Consider the following 18,666-nt stretch of genomic DNA (forward strand, 5'->3'; position numbering starts at 1 on the left):
TTTTTACACGTTCCCCTTACCAGCTGAAGCCGTATTAACCATCTCTTCTTCAAGTTCTGGACCTGTTTCGATTTTCCAATCCCTGCCGACGGAAATACCCAAATATTTCTCATCGCTTGGATCAGTGATTTCAGCTTGTTCATATTTCTTGAACCACCAATACTTAGCCAAGATATAATAACTTGCACTGCCAAGAACAAAGCCAATAATAAACGAATAATTTGAAAAAATCGTTGCACCGATTCCTCCAATCACCCAAGAAATGATTCCTGCCCAATTCACTCCATTCAAGTATTTATACTGACCTTCACTCTCATAGAGCTCCTGGACATTAACCCGCCGTTTACGGAGAAAATAATAATCCGCTACCAGGATGCCGACAATGGATGCCAAGATTCCACCTATTATTAATAAAACTTCTATTATGATGCCGAACAGGCTCCATGGCTGAACTACTATCCCAATAACCCCTGCTACAACGACGCCTGCCCAAAATGGCATTTTAGGACCCATGATATTGGAGAAAATGGTAGCTGCGGGAATGACATTGGCCGTAGTATTCGTCGACCATTGAGCAAATACGATCATGATTAAAAGGACGCCGAGAGCTATTCCACTTGCTGATCCCTGAATAGCAACTACGGGATCATAATTGGAAACAGCCATATAAGAAACCGCTCCGATTATGACCATGAAAGTCTGAGTGATGGGATAGGTGATAATATTCCCAATTATCTGCCCCTTATTGCGCTTGAACCAATTTTTTTCATTTTTTGGTGCCTTTATATAGCGGGAGAGTGTTGGCATATCTGCAGTTAATGTGCCCCAAAATCCCATATTGGCCATAATGACGACCATGAATGCCGTAACGGCAGCCCCGCCAGTGACCGGACTTTCAATCCAGGACCATACATCCCTTCCTTGGGCCACAGCTTGATCGGAAAGAGTGAAATACATCCAGCCAGAAATTAAAATGATAACGGGCGCTGCCAAGTCGGCAAACCGTTCTATCGACTTTATTCCCATTGCTGTGTTGACCAATTGTAAAACGGCAAAAATGAGGAAGCAGATAAACCAATTATCAAAATCAAAAAGGGTTGTAAAGATAGCATTCATTGCGGTAGCTCCAAAGTATGTGTTAAGGCCAAACCAGCATGAAGCTACAAACCCCCGTACAACCGAAGGGATATGGGTGCCAATCGTACCGAACGGCGCCCTCATATAGACTGGGAAGGATATTCCGTGCTCAACACCAATATCCCCTGTCATTGTCATCAGGAAGCCGAGAACCACACAGGCAATGATCGTTGCAAGAACGACCCAGCCTAAAGATAAACTTTGAACACCGTTCCCACCGATCGCGAAGGCAGCCAATACTACAGCCATGCCCACCCAAATAAAACCAAATCCGGCTGCACTTATGTTTTTCTCACTATGAGGTATAGGCAGCAAATCGGGAGACTTTAAATAATCTTTCTTCTCACTCATATAAAATCCCCCTATGTTAATTTGCATGATTCCTTACCGAAGTCAGACTGGAAGCTTTTTCCCTGAATGCGGCTTCAGCGCCGTATTATATTTTGCCCGTTTCAGGAATTGCCCTTTTCCAGCCTCACCTACAAATTGTTTGTCTTTAATGACGAATTGACCTCTGGATAATACGGAAACCGGTTCACCTGTAATTTCCATACCTTCAAACGCATTATAATCCACAGCCATGTGATGAGTTTCTGCAGAAAGGGTCCTTTCCACTTCTGGGTCAAAAATGACAATATCAGCATCAGACCCTACTGCAATCGTCCCTTTCTTAGGGAATAACCCGAATAGTTTCGCAGCACGCGTGGAAGTCAGGTCGACGAATTGATTCAAGGTAATACGCTCTTTCATGACGCCTTCTGAAAAAAGGATACTCATGCGGTCCTCAATCGTTGGACCGCCGTTCGGTATTTTCGTGAAATCATCACGTCCAAGGTCCTTCTGTCCCTTAAAGTCAAAAGAGCATTGATCTGAGCCGATCGTTTGCAGCTGTCCCATTTTTAAAGCATTCCAAAGCACTTCCTGGTTTTTCTTCTCCCTTAATGGCGGGGACCATACATACTTAGATCCTTCGAAATGGGGCTTTTCGAGATAAGATTGGTCAAGGACCAAATATTGCGGACAAGTCTCCCCCCAAATATCCACCCCTTTATTTCGCGCCTCGATAATCTTTTCAACTGCATCTGCACAGGTGACATGAACGACATAGAGCTGACCGTTTGCCATTTCCGTCAGTTTAGCTGCCCGTCCAGTTGCTTCCCCTTCAAGCTCCGGCGGTCTTGTTAACGCATGATAAATTGGATCTGTGTTACCTTCAGCAAGCGCCTGCTTTGTAAGATAATCGATGACATCACCATTTTCAGCGTGAACCATGACAAGTGCACCAAGTTCCTTCGCTTGCAACAAAGTGCGGTATAGCGTGGCATCATCGGCTTGAAAAACATTCTTGTAAGCCATGAACACTTTAAAGGAAGAAATCCCTTCATTATCGATGATACTTGGCAACTCAGACAATACCTCATCATTAATCTCACTGATCATTAAATGAAAACCATAATCTATGGCCGCTTTTTCATTGGCCTTTTCATGCCATGTTTTTATCGCTTTCTTTAACGGCACCCCTTTTTCGGTCAAACAAAAGTCAATGATCGTTGTCGTGCCTCCATAGGCAGCAGCAATCGTCCCCGTTTCATAATCATCCTTTGTCGTTGTCCCCCCAAACGGCATATCGAGATGGGTATGTGGGTCAATGCCTCCCGGAAAAATATAAGCACCTTTTGCATCAATGATTTCAGCCCCCTCAGCAGTCAGGTCCATGCCAATCATTGCAATCTTCTCATTTTCAATTAATATATCGGCTTGATACGTATCTGCAGCCGTAGCGATCGTTCCATTTTTAATGATTTTCTTCAAATTCGTCCCCTCCATCATTTTACGAAATCAACACTTTCACTGCCGATGCCCCCAAGGAACGATTGGCGTTCATTCCACGTCATTGGCGGTAATTCATTTGTCAATTCGATCATATCGATAGCCCCATCCACCGGACAAACGATCGAGCAAAGATTACAGCCTACGCAATCTTCCTCGCGCACTCGCAAGAAGGAGCTGCCTGACGTGTCCTTTAACATATCTATACATTGATGAGAAGTATCTTCACAGGCAATATGGCATTTGTTGCAGTTAATGCACACATCATTATTAATGCGTGCAACGACTTTATAATTAAGGTCTAAATTCCCCCAATCGGAATAGCGCGGTACTGACTTACCGACAATATCCATCACAGACGAGATCCCTTTTTCATCAAGATAATTGGACAGGCCATCAATCATGTCCTCCACTATCCTAAAACCGTGATGCATGGCAGCCGTACAAATTTGCACTCCCGTTGAACCCATCAATAAAAATTCCACTGTATCCTGCCAATTTGAAATGCCGCCTATTCCGGAAATGGGAACATTAATCATTGGATTCCTTGCACACTCTGCCACCATGTTCAATGCGATTGGCTTCACAGCAGGACCACAATACCCTCCGTGAGCTCCCTTTCCGCCTACATGGGGAATCGTATTCCATGAATGGATATCCACTCCTGCCAAGCTGTTAATTGTATTGATCATGCTTATTGCATCCGCACCGCCGCGCACCGCCGCTTCAGCCGTAACCGTAATGTCGGTTATATTCGGTGTAAGCTTGACGATGACCGGTTTGGATGCAGCTTCCTTCGCCCAATATGTTTGCTTTTCCACAAGTTCGGGAACCTGTCCCGAAGCAGCTCCCATCCCCCGCTCTGCCATACCGTGCGGGCAGCCAAAGTTCAATTCGTAACCATCAACCCCTACATCTTCTATTCGCTTGATGATCTCATGCCACTTTTCCTGTTGTGGCTCTACCATCACTGATGCAATGATTGCATGATCAGGGAATCTCTTCTTCGTTTCATATATTTCTTTCAAATTCACTTCAAGCGGACGATCCGTAATCAATTCTATATTGTTGAACCCGGCAACTCTCTGTCCATTAAAACTGACAGCTGCAAAACGTGATGAGACATTCAGGATGGGGTCACCCAATGTCTTCCAAACAGCTCCTCCCCAGCCAGCTTCAAATGCCCGCTGTACTTGATAACCCGAATTAGTAGGTGGTGCTGAAGCAAGCCAAAAAGGATTGGGAGATTTAATACCTGCAAGATCAATTGATAAATCAGCCATGTTAAGCCTCCTAATTTTCATAGTTATTAAGCAATATCCACCGCTTCGCTCATTAAAATCGAGTCAATTTCATAGGCAGTCTTCTTCCCTTGCTGGGCAGCTGAAACAACCATTGCTTCACCTTGGCCTTTTCCAAAGATCACGTCCCCGCACGCAAAAACTTTTTCATTAGATGTTCTGTAGGAATCTCCCTCCAATGTAACGACACCATCTTCATGTTGTATGCCAAACTGTTCAATCAATCCTATATACCTGGATTGGCCTATAGCACGAATGACTCCATCGACCGGTATGACGAACTCTGATCCCGAAATCGGGACTGGACGGCGGCGGCCATCATCCCCTGCCTCGCTAAGAACCATTTTCACACACTCGATGCCCGTTACCTGACCGCTTTCATCCGATAGGATCCTGGAGGGGTTAGTCAGCCAGTGAAACCCGACACCCTCTTGTTTGGCAAACTCATATTCAAAATCATAAGCTGTCATTTCCTTTTGGGTACGACGATAAATAATGCTCACTTGTTCGGCACCCAGTCGGACAGAGCAGGTCGCTGCATCGATCGCCGTGTTTCCAGCCCCTATTACCGCCATCTTCTTCCCAATGAATTTATCAGTAATGGCCTCCGTTTTCGTTGCCTTGACGAAATCGATTGCATCATAAACTCCATCCAAATCTTCTCCTTCAATTCCAAGCTTCGGAACATCGGACATGCCAATCGCTAAAATGACCGCATCATAATCGGCAGTCAGCTGATTTACGGAAACATCAACCCCGACCCGTGTACTCGTTTTAATTTCAACATCCAAACTCTTCACTTGTTCGACTTCCCAATAAGAAATGCTCTGGGGCAAACGGAAAGACACAATTCCGTAAGTATTTAAACCGCCTGGATTTTTTTCAGCTTCGAAAATGGTTACACTGTAGCCAAGCAAGGCTAATTCCCTTGCTGCAGATAAGCCCGCTGGACCGCTTCCTACAATGGCAACTTTTTTGCCATTCTTCTTCCCGGCCTTGAACAGGGCTTGTTTATTTTGGATGGCCCAATCTGTGGAATAACGCTGGAGATCGCCAATCATGATTGGCTTTGTAGAATGGTTCAGGACACATGCCCCCTCACATAACTCTTCTGTCGGACATACCCGCGCGCAGCTGGCACCGACAGGATTGGCCGTCATGATCGTCTTGGCCGAACCTTTAAAATTACCTGAAGCTATCTTCTTAATAAAACTTGGAATATCTATCCCTGTCGGACAGGCTTGGATACATGGGGCGTCATAGCAGTATAAACATCGATTCGATTCTTCCAAAGCTTCCCTAGGGGACAAACCCCTCTCCGCTTCCTGAAAGTTAATCTCTAGGCCACCTTTTAACGGGCTAGTCATACTCATCCACTATTTCTCCTTCCAAAAATTTATTTTTTGAAAAATAAAAAGGGAGGATTTGCATCCATTACTCTAAAAAGACAATTCTCACACATTTAAAGGATTGAAAAATTCCCCACATGGTTTTCACCAATTTATTCAACAGACAGTCATGGCGATTTCTTTGCCAAAATTCTCTCGTTCCGTTTATTATTTTCTATCATTCTCTCACTGGCCATGCCTCGGTCCCCACTTCCTTCGGCCATAAAAGCCCCCCCTACTAATCTTAAAAACTCAAATCCCGATGATTATCTTAGAAATGAGTATTCTTTATTTTATAATGTTGAAAAGTAAGTTACATTATACAAAGTGTAAAGTATTGCCAGCTGTAAGGTATGCAATATGTAATATCCATGTTATATTTCCTAACAATAAATGATAAACATCGTCATTTTTCTACATTCAAACTTATTATTCATCATACCTAATGATATTCTTTGATGATTTGTTCCGAAAATCTACTTATCAACACTTTGTCCACATAAAAAAAAGCCCAGAAACTTTATTCAAGATTCCCTAGGACTTTTATTTTTATCCACAACTTATACACAAAATATATTGCTTTATTCTCTTTGTTTTCGCAGAATAGAAGCACATATACAAAAGTTATCCACATTTACCAATTTATTTTTCCACTTATCAACAAGCTGTTAACAACTTATCAACAACCAATCTCATTCTTGATGAATAACGTACCGATTATATTTCTCATAATCTGTTTTCCTGCACTCAAGCTTAATTCGATATCCGTTTGCCTCATATTCAGTTTCCGTAATATGACCATTTTCATTGAAATAGGAAACCAGCTGTCCTTGATCAAATGGAATCAGCATTTCACAGTGAGTATAGTCGACAAAAATATGCTTGCGAATTTGATTGATCAATTCCTCGATGCCAACTTTGTTTTTCGCTGACATATATACAGAGCCACGATTCACCTGAGGGATTTCCAAATCGGTAAGGTCCGCTTTATTATAGGCAAAAATCGTTGGAATCCCTTTAATGCCTATCTCATTTAACGTCTTATCAGTTATCTCTATTTGCTGTTCATGATTAGGATTGGAAAAATCGACAACATGGATCAACAAATCCGCTTCCACCACTTCTTCTAATGTGGATCGGAATGCTTTCACAAGATGATGGGGCAATTTAGACACAAAGCCCACCGTATCCGTCAATAAGAATTCCTTGTTATCCGGCAGCGGTATGTTTCGTACGGATGTCTCAAGTGTAGCGAAAAGCATATCCTTTTCCAAAACCTGCTTCTCGGCTGTTGGATGGTACATCCCAATCAGAGCATTCATGATCGAAGATTTCCCTGCATTGGTATAACCGACTAAGGATACGACAGGGATGGCATTCTTTTTTCGCTGTTTCCTCTGCGTTTGCCGGTGTGCAACAAGGTCTTCCAGTTCTTTATTCAAAACACTTATATTTTCCTCGATTCTCCTGCGGTCAAGCTCTAACTGCTTTTCACCTGCCCCTTTGTTTGTACCGACTCCACCACTTTGACGCCCTAATGACTCCCTTAAACCAACGAGACGCGGGAGCATATACTGAAGCTTCGCCACTTCCACCTGAAGCTGCGCTTCCTTCGTTTTCGCCCGATGCGCGAAGATGTCCAGAATCAAGATTGTCCGATCGATCACCTTGCAATCCATGTCCCTCTCCAGATTCCGAAGTTGCGAAGGGGAGAGCTGATCATTAAAAATGACGACATTAGCTTCTTTATACTCAACGAGATTTTTTACTTCCTCAATCTTCCCGGTACCGATAAAATGTGATGAGTTAACCCGATGCAAATTTTGTGTGATGGTCCCTGCAACCTCTACCTCACACGCTTCCGTTAAATTGGCCAATTCCTCCATTGAATACTCAAAATCCTTTTGACCGTTGAGATTGACTCCAACCAAGATTGCCCTCTGCTGTAATTCCATCATTTCAAATCCTTTCCGTACATACCTTACTCCCTATATTATACTTAAACAAACCTACCATGCTTTTAAGTCAGCCACATTGTAGCATACTGACCATCTCTTGGATAACGATCTTGCCCAAGCAAAATGTTCTTATTAGAATTCCTTTTACTTAAAAGAAAATTCAACAATAAAATAACAGGACTGATTAGGACCTGTCATTTTATATCCTATTGATATTTTTACTATAGATTGACTATCATGATTTTTCCCTTGGGACACCCTTAACATTTTCAGTGCTCTAATCTATTTACGTTTTCAAAGGAAAAATGGATGCATTTTTTCAAAGTTTCACATGAAACAATTGGAAAGTGCATAAAAAAAGGCTTCCCAGCACCTTAATAAGCACCAGGAAGCCCATATCATTCTATTCTTTTATTCTCAGTAATCTAAGACTGTTCAATGTAACTAATAACGTCGCACCCATGTCGGCAAAAATTGCCATCCAAAGTGTTAACCAGCCCGGTGCTATCAATAATAACGCCAGGATTTTTATCACCAATGAAAACGTGATGTTCTGCTTAATGATTTTTAATGTTTTGCGACTTAAGCTGATTGTATACGGCAGCTTCGATAAGTCATCACCCATCAAGGCAATATCGGCTGTTTCAAGGGCCGTATCAGTACCCGCCCCGCCCATTGCAATTCCAACCGTGGAAGCTGCCAAGGCCGGAGCATCATTGACCCCATCGCCTATCATGGCCACTCGAACATATTTTTGTTTCCATTGTTTGATGATGGTCAGTTTATCTTGTGGCAATAGCTCCGCCTCGATCTCGTGAACGCCTGCTGCCGCTCCAATAGCTTTTGCCGTTCCGATATTATCCCCGGTCAGCATTATCGTTTTTTCAATGCCCAATGCATGCAGTTTCCGAATTGCTTCCTTACTGCTTTCCCTTATTTCATCTGCCACAGCAATGAGTGCCAGGAGCTTCATTTGATCGCCAAGCACCATCACCGTTTTCCCTGCATTTTGATAGCCGCTGATTATATTAAGGACATCATCAGAGAATACTAGGCCTGCCACTTCCTCAAAGAGATGGGGTTTACCAATGTAATAGATTTCTTGATTGATTTTCCCTTTTATACCTTTACCCGTGATCGCAGTAAAATCCTCTACCACTACAGAATGATAATCCACATCATGATTTGCCGCCTTTTGAAGAATGGCCGTGGCAAGGGGGTGCTGTGATCTGCTTTCTAAAGCAGCAGCGATCGCTAGCACCTCCTGTTCATTCAACACATCGGATAACACTTTGAAATCAGTCACTTCCGGTACGCCCTTTGTTAAAGTACCCGTTTTATCGAATGCAATCGCCCTTAAGGCTCCTGTTTCCTCCAAATGGACCCCACCTTTAATCAACACACCATGTTTCGCGGCATTTCCGATAGCTGTCACAATGGCGATGGGGGTAGAAATGACCAATGCACATGGACAACCGACAACCAGTACAGCCAATCCCCGGTAAATCCATTCACTCCAATCCCCGTTCATCACAATCGGGGGTACCACGGCAATGGCCAAGGCTATAAGCATAATGGCCGGAGTATAGAATTTTGCGAATCTATCCACGAATGCTTGGGAAGGGGCCTTTTCAGCCTGTGCTTCTTCAACAAGGTGGATGATTTTTGCAATAGTCGTATCCTCGACTCGCTTCGTGACCTTCACTTCGAGCAATCCTTCACCATTTAAGGTTCCGGCAAATACTTCACCCTCAACCGTTTTAAAAACCGGCTCGGACTCCCCTGTAATGGCTGCTTGATTAAGTGTCGACGCCCCTTTCATGATCCTGCCATCCATAGCAAGTTTTTGACCGGGTTTAACGATCATGATGTCGCCCACTTCAATCTCATCAACAGCAACCATCATTTCGTGATGTCCTCTACGGATCAAGGCTTCTTTAGGTGCGATATTCATTAATGATTCTATAGAATTCCGGGCTTTATCCATCGAATACTTTTCCAGTGCTTCACTTATTGCAAATAGAATGACAACAGTTGCCCCCTCACCCCATTCACCCAGCACAGCTGCTCCGATGATGGCAACCGTCATGAGAGTGTGCATATCAAAGCGAAGTCTGACGAGGTTTTTCAACCCATTGACAAATAATGAATATCCGCCAACTATGATTGCAGCCGCATAACCGATTACCGGCATGATGCCTCCATCAGCATATCGATTATCCAATATCCAGCTGATTAGCAAAAGGATAACCGAGAACACCACTTTAATATTTTCTTTTTGCTTCCAAAATGGTTCCTTTTGCGTCACCTGTTCCTGTTCACCACGGATTCTCAGGTTATCAAAAGCACCCGCCTTTTCAATCTCTTCAATGGTCGCGCTACCCTGTACCGAAATCTTTGAAGCCCCAAAGTTGATTTTGGCATCCTCCACACCCTCCAGATCACGGACATTGTTCTCAAATTTAGCCGCACAGTTCGTGCAAGATAGACCTTGAATACGATATGTTTTTAATGGGGACTCAGCCATCGACCCTTACCTCCTGCTGATGTTCTAATGCAATGAGAATCAATTGTTTAATATGGTGATCGTCCAAAGAATAAAAAGCTAACTTTCCTTCTTTTCGGTATTTTACGATTGCATGTTTATAAAGGGTACGAAGATGATGTGACGTTGTCGCCATCGAAGCACCAATGATATTGGCCAGATCGCACACACATAATTCCTCGTCCGTACAGAGCGCATAAGCTATCTTTGCCCTATTTTCGTCGCCTATCACTTTAAACAGCTTCGACATGCTGGATATATTCACCTGGCTCATTTCTTCTTGAATGCGATTAACCTTCACTTCATCATGCAGGTGGACATCACATATATCTTTCAGTTCCGCCATCTTCTCACACCTCTCATTCAAATCTTCGTTTGATTATAATATAACACAATTTCCTGAATATTCAAATCCATATTTGAATGTTTACTATTCTTCCTTCTCCTTTTCCGATACCGTAACGAAAGTGCCCTATATGCCTTTATATGAGGGCCATCGATTTTTGTTTCACTTCCCACGATTTTGATCCGCCCTTTAAGGGCAGGCTGTCCTCTTTCCAGGAACCCATCCAACCTTCCCGAATCTTCGTAACGAAACTTTTATCTTCCGGGGACAAAAAAAAGAAGGGACAGAAATTCCTTCATGCCCCTTCAATCCAATGATTTCAGTAATTCCCTAACAGTACCTTGATAAGTATTATATATTTAATTTAGTATTTTCTAGAAAAACTATGATATACTTAGTCAAACCTTTTTAAGCGTTTTACTTTACTTGTACCGTTTACCCTGCTTTTCGTTGAGCAGGGTTTTTTGTAATGTTTTTTTCAAAACAAAAAAAGACAAATCCCATTACTAGGATCTGTCTTTTTTTGTTTTTGAAATTATGCTTTTTGAACGTTAGAAGCTTGAGGTCCACGTTGACCTTGTTCTACTTCAAAAGTAACTTCTTGGCCTTCGTCTAAAGATTTGAAACCTTCGCTTTGGATAGCTGAGAAATGTACGAATACGTCGTCTCCGTTTTCGCGTTCGATGAATCCAAAACCTTTTTCTGCGTTAAACCATTTTACTTTACCTTGTTCCATTGTTGTTGCCTCCTAGTGCATTTAAGCACATTGTATTACTATCCTTGCTCTAAGTCATCATCGAAAACGAAAAGTAGTACTTTTAGTATCCTTAGTACCGAACAAAAATAATTAAGACTAAGCATAACATTAAATGGCAGCGATTGCAAATGGTTTGGATAAACTTTTTTCAAGCAATTTTTAATACTCTATAAATTCACATAGAAATAATCTTGGTCTAATGTGACTCTAGCTATTACAGCAAATGACCCACATGCCATTTCCACAAAAAAAAAACTCTTGTAAACAACGTTAACAAGAGGTTTTTTTTCACATCAAATATATCATTTTTCCGTAATGAACTTTTCTACCATCCCTTCTAATATGGCCGATTCATTTGCTAACTCTTCGTTTTGCTCCTTCAATCCAGTCATTATGGTACTTTGTTGAATTGCCGCTGCCGATATTTGCTCCGTTGTTGCGACTCCTTCTTCTGAAATCGCTGCAATTTCCTGAATGGATGCTAGGCTTTCATCCGAAGATTCACTGATTTTTTTCGAATGGTTTGCTAATTGTTCTGTGCCTTTCAACAATTTCTCTACGGATTCGAATATCTTATTGAAAATCTCTCCATTGTTTTCCACTAAGGAAACACCATTTATTATATCCTGAAAACTTTCATCATTATTTTGGATGACTTTGGCTGTTTGTTCATTGATCCGCGTAATCGACTCCGAAATGATATCGATGGATTCATCTGTTTGCACAGCCAATTTTTGCACCTCTTGAGCGACTACAGCAAAACCTCTGCCGGCATCCCCCGCCCGTGCCGCTTCAATGGAAGCATTCAATGATAGCAGGTTGGTTTGAGAAGCAATGCCCCTTATTAAACCAATCACTTCGTTTATCTTCACTACATCAGCTTCCAGGCTCACCAAATTCACTTTATTCGATTGGCCGTTTTCCATGATTTTATCCATCTGGCTCGTTACATCCTGCACTTGTTTACTTCCTTGTTCAGCAAGTGTATTCGTATGCATAGTAAATTCATTCATTTCATTCGTTTGTTCGCTCATTAAACGGATTGTATCCGTTAAGTCACTGATCATATTGGAAATTCGGTCAATATGATGGGCACGTTCTTCTGAGGCTTTTGCTTCTTCCGTTGTCCCAGTCACTATCTGCCCATAGGATTCCACCATCTCCTCAAAGGATTGGTGAATGGACACTGTCGTTTGATTCATCGTTTGAGCGTGTTCACGGACATTCTGAATTATATGGGATAAACTTAATCTCATATCTTCGAATCCATTTGACAGATCGCCAATCTCATCCTGTCTACCAATGGGTATCGATTTACTTAAGTTCCCTTCTGCCATTTCATTCGTGTAACCTACAAGTTCATTAACGGGTCCCGAGATCTTTTTCCCGATGACAACGGCGCATAGCACACCTAATATAATGGTACTTGCAAGAAATAAGATATTATAGAATAACATTGTGCTCTTCAATTCATCAATGAATTTTGCATCCATATCGATTCCCACAATGGCGTCGGTTCCTTCGATTGGCGTAAAGTACGACTTGTGTGTGCCCCACTTATCTTTATATATTTCACTCAATACGTCTTCTTTTCCATTTATCGATATTGCCTGTTCCGGCGTGAAAGGGGATTCCACCATGAAATCCATGCTGCCGTTCAAGGCTACAATCACGTCGGCATCATTCACCCGCTTCAAAACATAAACGTACTCAATTCCCTTTTTATTTTCAACAAAAGCATCTAGCTGCCTCACAATCACTTCTCCCCGTTCCGAAGCATTCTTTATCAAAGTAGGGTTGAGGCTTGCTGCTAAACTGTGGGCATTTTCAGAAAGACGCTCATCGAATTGCGGAAGGACATGCTCATTGATCATTTTATTAGTAATATAGGAAAAGCAAAGGCCCATCGCCCCTGCGAAAAGTATGAATGGAATGATATAAAACAAGAATAGTTTTGCCAGTAAAGATTTTTTAGGATTCAGCTTTGAAAATCTCATTCCCATGCCCCCCTTAGATAAAAGCCAGATGTTTTATAGTCAAATATGGTATTAAATCCAAATGAAGCAACTGGAGATTTTCGTTCAAATCCTCACTTCTATAAAATATGATTGCCATGCTCCGGTCATTTTGAAAAGGAAGCTGCCTATATTCCAAAACATGTTCAAATTCACGACAAAGTGCATCATGATCAATACGTGCAACATCTTCCAGATTTATTTCCAGTGGTGCCTCTGCAAAGAAAAAGCTATATATATTATCGTCCATCTCTTCCAATATCCGATTCCAATCGGGTTTCGTTCCTGAAAAATAATGTTCATACATATTCATCCCATACGCATGGTACCCTAGATCCGTTGTACCCGCTCCAGCAAAACGCAGAGGATTGATTTCGATAGGTATCACCCGGTTTCCTTTTTTGCGAATTTCGAAGTGTACTGGGTAATTCCTAAGAGGAAGGACCGTTTGGATATTCTTCATGAACTTTAGTGCATCATTATAGATTTCATTAATGGCCAACTTCGAAGTATAATAAATTCGATCGGAAGTATCGTAATCGTCCTTGAATAATCGTTTGAAGACATTCAAAATGACCGGTTCGCCATCTTGATTGTAATAACCATCAAAGGCATACTCTTCACCCTGAATCCACTCCTCTATTAAAACGGTCTGGGAACCGACCACTTCTGAATCATATAATCCATCCGAATGAAGTAAATCCGCTTTAAGCTGGTTCACGGCTATATCCCAGTCCTGTTCATTCTTGACTTTATGCACCCCTACACTTGAATAGCCAATATTGGGTTTGATAACTACCGGAAACGGTATTTGATTTTTATCCAGATCACTTATCATGGATAAATCAATATCTTGGAAATAGAAATCAGGATATAAAGATTTCGTTAAATTCCGCACCTGACTCTTATCCTTCAATAACTTTGACCATATGTACTCATTGCTATTTGGTCGGAAATGACCTAACAATGTAATGCCATTTTCAGAGTTTGTAAGAATTCTTTGGCCCATTTCCATGGACTTGAAAAATTCGGTATCTTTTTGAATGTTTAGCTTTTCTGATGTTAATGTTTCTCCCCATTGCCCTTGTTCCAGCACTGGAATTTGCTGTTCCTCCAACACCTTTAGAAGAATTGGCGACACAATGGACTCATTCAAAATAATCATTTTTTCCACCTAACTTATTCTGTTTTTTGTATCTCCATATTTAATCGGTTAAAAGCGGTAAGTATTTAGCTTATATAGGTAATTTATTATTAACTTCACAATGAAAAATAAAATTTCAATATACCTTTTTACCTATCGACTCCAACTTAAAAATCATTTGAGGACATAGAAAAAGCCCAGATTTTTTGCTCTGAGCTCCGTATACTTATGCCTTTTCATTAACCAAGAACTTCATATACCTAACATCCATATTCACCTGAATATTTCAGTCCGATTCTTTATTTTTCTTGTATCTTAATTAAAAAAAGCCGACACTATTTTAAGTGACCGCTATTTTTTCAACTTTATCATTCAGTAAAAATCCAACAGTAATTTCGTGGAATTTTCCTTTAATACCCAGAAGTTCATATTCAATTCATAACTTCTTTGTATACTTCCTCATGTAAAGATCAAGAAAGGATGTATTTAAATATGCCAGAAGAAAAAAAACAAAAAGGATGGCGCCAGTTCATTCGATTAGTTCAACAAACGAAGCCTTCTAAACTAATGATAGGGATTGCATTGGCATTAAGCCTAGGTACAACGGGTGTGGGTTTATTAGTCCCTTTATTCACAAAAAATTTAATTAATGATTTTTCGATCAGCTCACTAAGCACTGAACGGATCACCCTTCTCGTTCTTGCCATCATTGTTCAAGCATTGGCCAGTGGATTTTCCATCTATTTATTAAATCGGATCGGTCAATCTGTAGTGGCGGGTATCCGCGATCAACTATGGAAAAAAATACTCGTATTGCCCGTGAGTTATTTTGATGAACATCCGTCAGGTGAAACGGTCAGCCGAATGACAAATGATACAACTGTAGTGAAAGGATTGATCTCTGAACACCTCTCTAATTTCGTTACTGGAATCATCTCCATCGTAGGTTCCATGATCGTTTTATTCGTACTGGATTGGAAAATGACATTATTGATGTTCACTGCAATTCCACTCTCTGTTTTGATATTAATGCCACTAGGGAAAAAAATGCATAAAATTTCAAAAGGGATGCAGGACGAGACAGCAAGCTTCACCTCAGTCCTTCAGCAGGTGCTAACGGAAATACGTCTTGTTAAAGCCTCAAATGCTGAAACTCTAGAATATGAAAACGGAAAAAAAGGAATCAACAAATTATTTCACTTCGGATTAAAAGAGGCAAAAATCCAAGCGTTGATTGCACCGCTAATGAGTTTTGTCATGATGGCATTACTCGTGCTGATTTTAGGTTATGGGGGAATGCGCGTTTCTTCAGGAGCCCTGACAGCTGGAGCCCTAGTTGCATTCATCATGTATCTTTTCCAAATTATCATGCCAATGGCTCAATTAGCCAATTTCTTTACACAATTTCAAAAAGCAACGGGTGCTACAGAGCGCATCATTTCTATTTTGGATTCAGTGGAGGAGGAAGATGCGAAGCAGCCAGTTCAGAATATAAGTCAATCAATCACCGTGGATCACCTGAACTATAGTTACAATAATGGAGAACAGGTACTTAAAGATATAAGCTTTAACGTTGAATCCGGTAAGGTCACAGCAATTGTCGGACCAAGTGGCAGCGGCAAAACGACCCTTTTCTCATTATTCGAGCGTTTCTACAAACCACAGCAAGGCTCCATTTCCATAGGCGGGAAATCCATAAATGATTTCACACTGCTTTCATGGAGAAGCCAGATTGGGTATGTTTCACAAGAAAGTCCGATTGTATCTGGCACAATTCGAGATAATATCTGTTATGGAATCGATCGGGATATAACAGATGAGGAATTAAATCAAGTAGCTAAAATGGCGTATGCAGATCAATTTATTTCTGAGCTTCCTAACGGATATGATACAGAGGTTGGCGAAAGGGGCATGAAATTATCCGGCGGTCAAAGACAAAGAATTGCAATCGCCCGAGCATTTTTAAGAAACCCAAAAATACTGATGCTTGATGAAGCTACCTCCAGCCTGGACAGCAAATCAGAAAAAGTTGTTCAACAGGCGTTAAATGAATTAATGAAAGGCAGAACAACAATAGTTATTGCTCACCGCCTATCGACCGTTGTTGGTTCAGATCAAATCATCTTTCTGGAAAAAGGGAAAATAACGGGCAGCGGAACACATAAGGAGCTATATAAAACGCACTCATTATATCGCGAATTCGCTGAACAACAGTTAAACAAACTTGAACTGGCCTAAATCACCGAAAGGAAAGAAGAAGGATGACAAAAATACTAATTGTCGATGATGATGCACATATTCGTGAACTTATACAACTCTTGTTAAGAAAAGAAGGATTTGATCTATATGAAGCCTCAGATGGACTGGAAGCATTGAAAGTAATGGAGAAAGTGAAAATCGATTTGGCAGTCATCGATATTATGATGCCTAACATGGATGGATGGCAATTATGCAAAGAGTTACGGGAATTTAGTGATATCCCCATTTTAATGCTGACTGCAAAAGGGGATACAACACAGAAAGTAAAAGGATTTGGGCTTGGGGCAGATGATTATCTTGTAAAGCCATTTGAACCGATCGAATTGGTTCTTAGAATAAGGGCATTATTAAAACGGTATAAAATCACTATTTCACAAACATTATATATCGGCGAATTGAAGATGAATCGCAACACACATGAAATGTCATTCAAAGAACAGGAATATACGATTCCATTAAAGGAATTTGAATTGTTGTTTAAATTAGCAAGTTATCCTGGAAAAACTTTTTCCAGGGAAGATCTTATTGAAGACATTTGGGGCTATGATTATGAAGGTGATGAACGAACTGTCGATGTCCATATTAAAAGAGTGAGAGAACGGTTTCCAGAATTGGAATTCCCCTTCCGGATTAAAACGATTTGGGGATTAGGCTACCGTTTGGAGATAACTAGATGAGAGACAATCGATTTTACAAACAAATGCTTGGCATACTGTTTTTTCTTACGTTTATTTCAATTTGCTTTTCGGCCGGTTACTATATCATCGAGCTATTGCCCTTAAGATTAACCGATTATGTTCGGTATCTGGCCACAATCATGACAAGCATCGCAATCATGATATTCATTGGTTTTCTTATCCAGGCCATCCATCACAAAAAACGGGTAAATATTTACCTCGAGATCATAGATGCCTTAAGGAAAATAGCAAATGGCGATTATAATGTACAATTGGATTTTAAAATGGATAAGAAAAACGAAATGACCGATATCATTAACCACTTCAATCACATGGCCAAGCAATTGAAGCAAATGGAAGAGATGCGGCAGGAATTCATCTCTAACGTCTCACACGAAATACAGTCGCCCCTAACCTCCATTGTAGGATTTGCCCAAGCTCTTCAAAATAATAAACTGACAATCCAAGAACGAAATCATTATCTTCATATAATTGAGACTGAGAGCAGGAGATTATCTAAATTAAGTGATAACCTTCTAAAGCTTACATCCCTTGAATCCGAGCATCATCCTTTTGAAAGGACAGATTTCCGGCTGGATCAGCAAATACGAAACATTATTTTGGCTTGTGAACCGACGTGGTTGGAAAAAGAACTCGAATTGGATATATCCTTAGAAAAGGTTTCGATTTTCGCAGACGAAGATTTAATGAGTCAAGTATGGACCAACTTAATTCACAATGCCATCAAGTTCACCCAGCATCATGGCAGAATCACGATTCGGTTACAACAGATTGATGATCAAGCATCGATAACGATATCCGACAATGGAATTGGCATTTCCGAAACGGACCAGTTCCATATATTCGAGCGATTCTATAAAGCCGACCTGGCAAGGGAACGCTCAAAAAGCGGGAGCGGTTTAGGTCTATCCATCGTGAAAAGAATTATTGAGATGCATGAAGGGACCATATCCGTGAAAAGTGAGCTCGAAAAGGGAACGACCTTCACCATACTGCTTCCTATATCATGAAGGGTTTTGTGATTGTAAAACCCTTCATGTATAGGTTAATCATTAATGCTGCTTTTATTATTAACGACACGACCCCTTCGTTGTTGATTATCTTGTACGATTAACTCTTCTGCGTAAATTCTGGTTTGTTATAAAGCAAATTTTAAAGTTGGTATCACGCCCCCATCTAGTCATACAAAATGTAGTGGAACCATTATTTAAATCCATACATGACAATTGATTAGTCCTTTTAAAGCATGGTAGCAGCGTGTGTCCGAATCCCATTTTAATACATATAT

General features: G+C 41.0%; 13 protein-coding genes. 3 read left to right on the forward strand and 10 right to left on the reverse strand.

Features of this window, described 5'->3' with window-relative positions:
• Nucleotides 1–3: 3 nt before the first annotated feature.
• From QUF86_RS04400 to QUF86_RS04445, 10 genes are all read right to left on the reverse strand, one after another.
• Nucleotides 4–1,488, reverse strand: a complete 1,485-nt coding sequence (locus tag QUF86_RS04400; protein WP_289333712.1) for an NCS1 family transporter — start codon at nucleotides 1,486–1,488, stop codon at nucleotides 4–6.
• A 42-nt stretch (nucleotides 1,489–1,530) separates the two neighbouring features.
• Nucleotides 1,531–2,949, reverse strand: a complete 1,419-nt coding sequence (gene hydA / locus QUF86_RS04405; protein WP_289333713.1) for a dihydropyrimidinase — start codon at nucleotides 2,947–2,949, stop codon at nucleotides 1,531–1,533.
• A 14-nt stretch (nucleotides 2,950–2,963) separates the two neighbouring features.
• Entirely contained in the window at nucleotides 2,964–4,250 is a 1,287-nt protein-coding gene (gene preA / locus QUF86_RS04410; protein ID WP_289318690.1) for an NAD-dependent dihydropyrimidine dehydrogenase subunit PreA, read from the reverse strand.
• 26 nt (nucleotides 4,251–4,276) lie between these two features.
• The gene (locus QUF86_RS04415; RefSeq protein ID WP_421156999.1) at nucleotides 4,277–5,635 is read right to left on the reverse strand and encodes an NAD(P)-dependent oxidoreductase; all 1,359 of its coding nucleotides are present in this window, start codon (nucleotides 5,633–5,635) and stop codon (nucleotides 4,277–4,279) included.
• 713 nt (nucleotides 5,636–6,348) lie between these two features.
• Complete coding sequence (hflX, locus tag QUF86_RS04420) at nucleotides 6,349–7,614, reverse strand: GTPase HflX (RefSeq protein WP_289333714.1); 1,266 nt, start codon at nucleotides 7,612–7,614, stop codon at nucleotides 6,349–6,351.
• Nucleotides 7,615–8,017: 403 nt separating this feature from the next.
• Nucleotides 8,018–10,141 carry a heavy metal translocating P-type ATPase gene (locus QUF86_RS04425; protein ID WP_289333715.1) on the reverse strand — a complete coding sequence of 708 codons (2,124 nt, stop codon included), beginning with the start codon at nucleotides 10,139–10,141 and terminating at the stop codon, nucleotides 8,018–8,020.
• Nucleotides 10,134–10,505, reverse strand: coding sequence for an ArsR/SmtB family transcription factor (locus tag QUF86_RS04430; RefSeq protein WP_289318686.1), 372 nt, complete (start codon nucleotides 10,503–10,505; stop codon nucleotides 10,134–10,136). Before QUF86_RS04430 ends, QUF86_RS04425 begins: the two co-directional genes overlap by 8 nt.
• Before the next feature lie 535 nt (nucleotides 10,506–11,040).
• Nucleotides 11,041–11,241, reverse strand: a complete 201-nt coding sequence (locus QUF86_RS04435) for a cold-shock protein (RefSeq protein ID WP_034304915.1) — start codon at nucleotides 11,239–11,241, stop codon at nucleotides 11,041–11,043.
• 323 nt (nucleotides 11,242–11,564) lie between these two features.
• A complete protein-coding gene (locus tag QUF86_RS04440) occupies nucleotides 11,565–13,259 on the reverse strand; it encodes a methyl-accepting chemotaxis protein (RefSeq protein WP_289333716.1) in 1,695 nt (564 codons plus the stop codon).
• 13 nt (nucleotides 13,260–13,272) lie between these two features.
• A complete protein-coding gene (locus tag QUF86_RS04445; protein ID WP_289333717.1) occupies nucleotides 13,273–14,442 on the reverse strand; it encodes an ATP-grasp domain-containing protein in 1,170 nt (389 codons plus the stop codon).
• 471 nt (nucleotides 14,443–14,913) lie between these two features.
• Here QUF86_RS04445 and QUF86_RS04450 point away from each other — a divergent pair, with 471 nt between their 5' ends.
• Genes QUF86_RS04450 through QUF86_RS04460 form a run of 3 tightly spaced genes read left to right on the forward strand, consistent with a single transcriptional unit; the run spans nucleotide 14,914 to nucleotide 18,388 of the window.
• Complete coding sequence (locus QUF86_RS04450) at nucleotides 14,914–16,659, forward strand: ABC transporter ATP-binding protein (RefSeq protein WP_289333718.1); 1,746 nt, start codon at nucleotides 14,914–14,916, stop codon at nucleotides 16,657–16,659.
• A 23-nt stretch (nucleotides 16,660–16,682) separates the two neighbouring features.
• On the forward strand, nucleotides 16,683–17,357 hold the full coding sequence (locus tag QUF86_RS04455; RefSeq protein WP_289333719.1) for a response regulator transcription factor: 675 nt from the start codon (nucleotides 16,683–16,685) through the stop codon (nucleotides 17,355–17,357).
• Complete coding sequence (locus QUF86_RS04460; RefSeq protein WP_289333720.1) at nucleotides 17,354–18,388, forward strand: sensor histidine kinase; 1,035 nt, start codon at nucleotides 17,354–17,356, stop codon at nucleotides 18,386–18,388. The genes QUF86_RS04455 and QUF86_RS04460 overlap by 4 nt, the downstream gene beginning before the upstream one ends.
• Nucleotides 18,389–18,666: the final 278 nt, after the last annotated feature.

It is taken from the genome of Peribacillus sp. NJ11 (genome assembly GCF_030348405.1).
Classification (GTDB): domain Bacteria; phylum Bacillota; class Bacilli; order Bacillales; family DSM-1321; genus Peribacillus.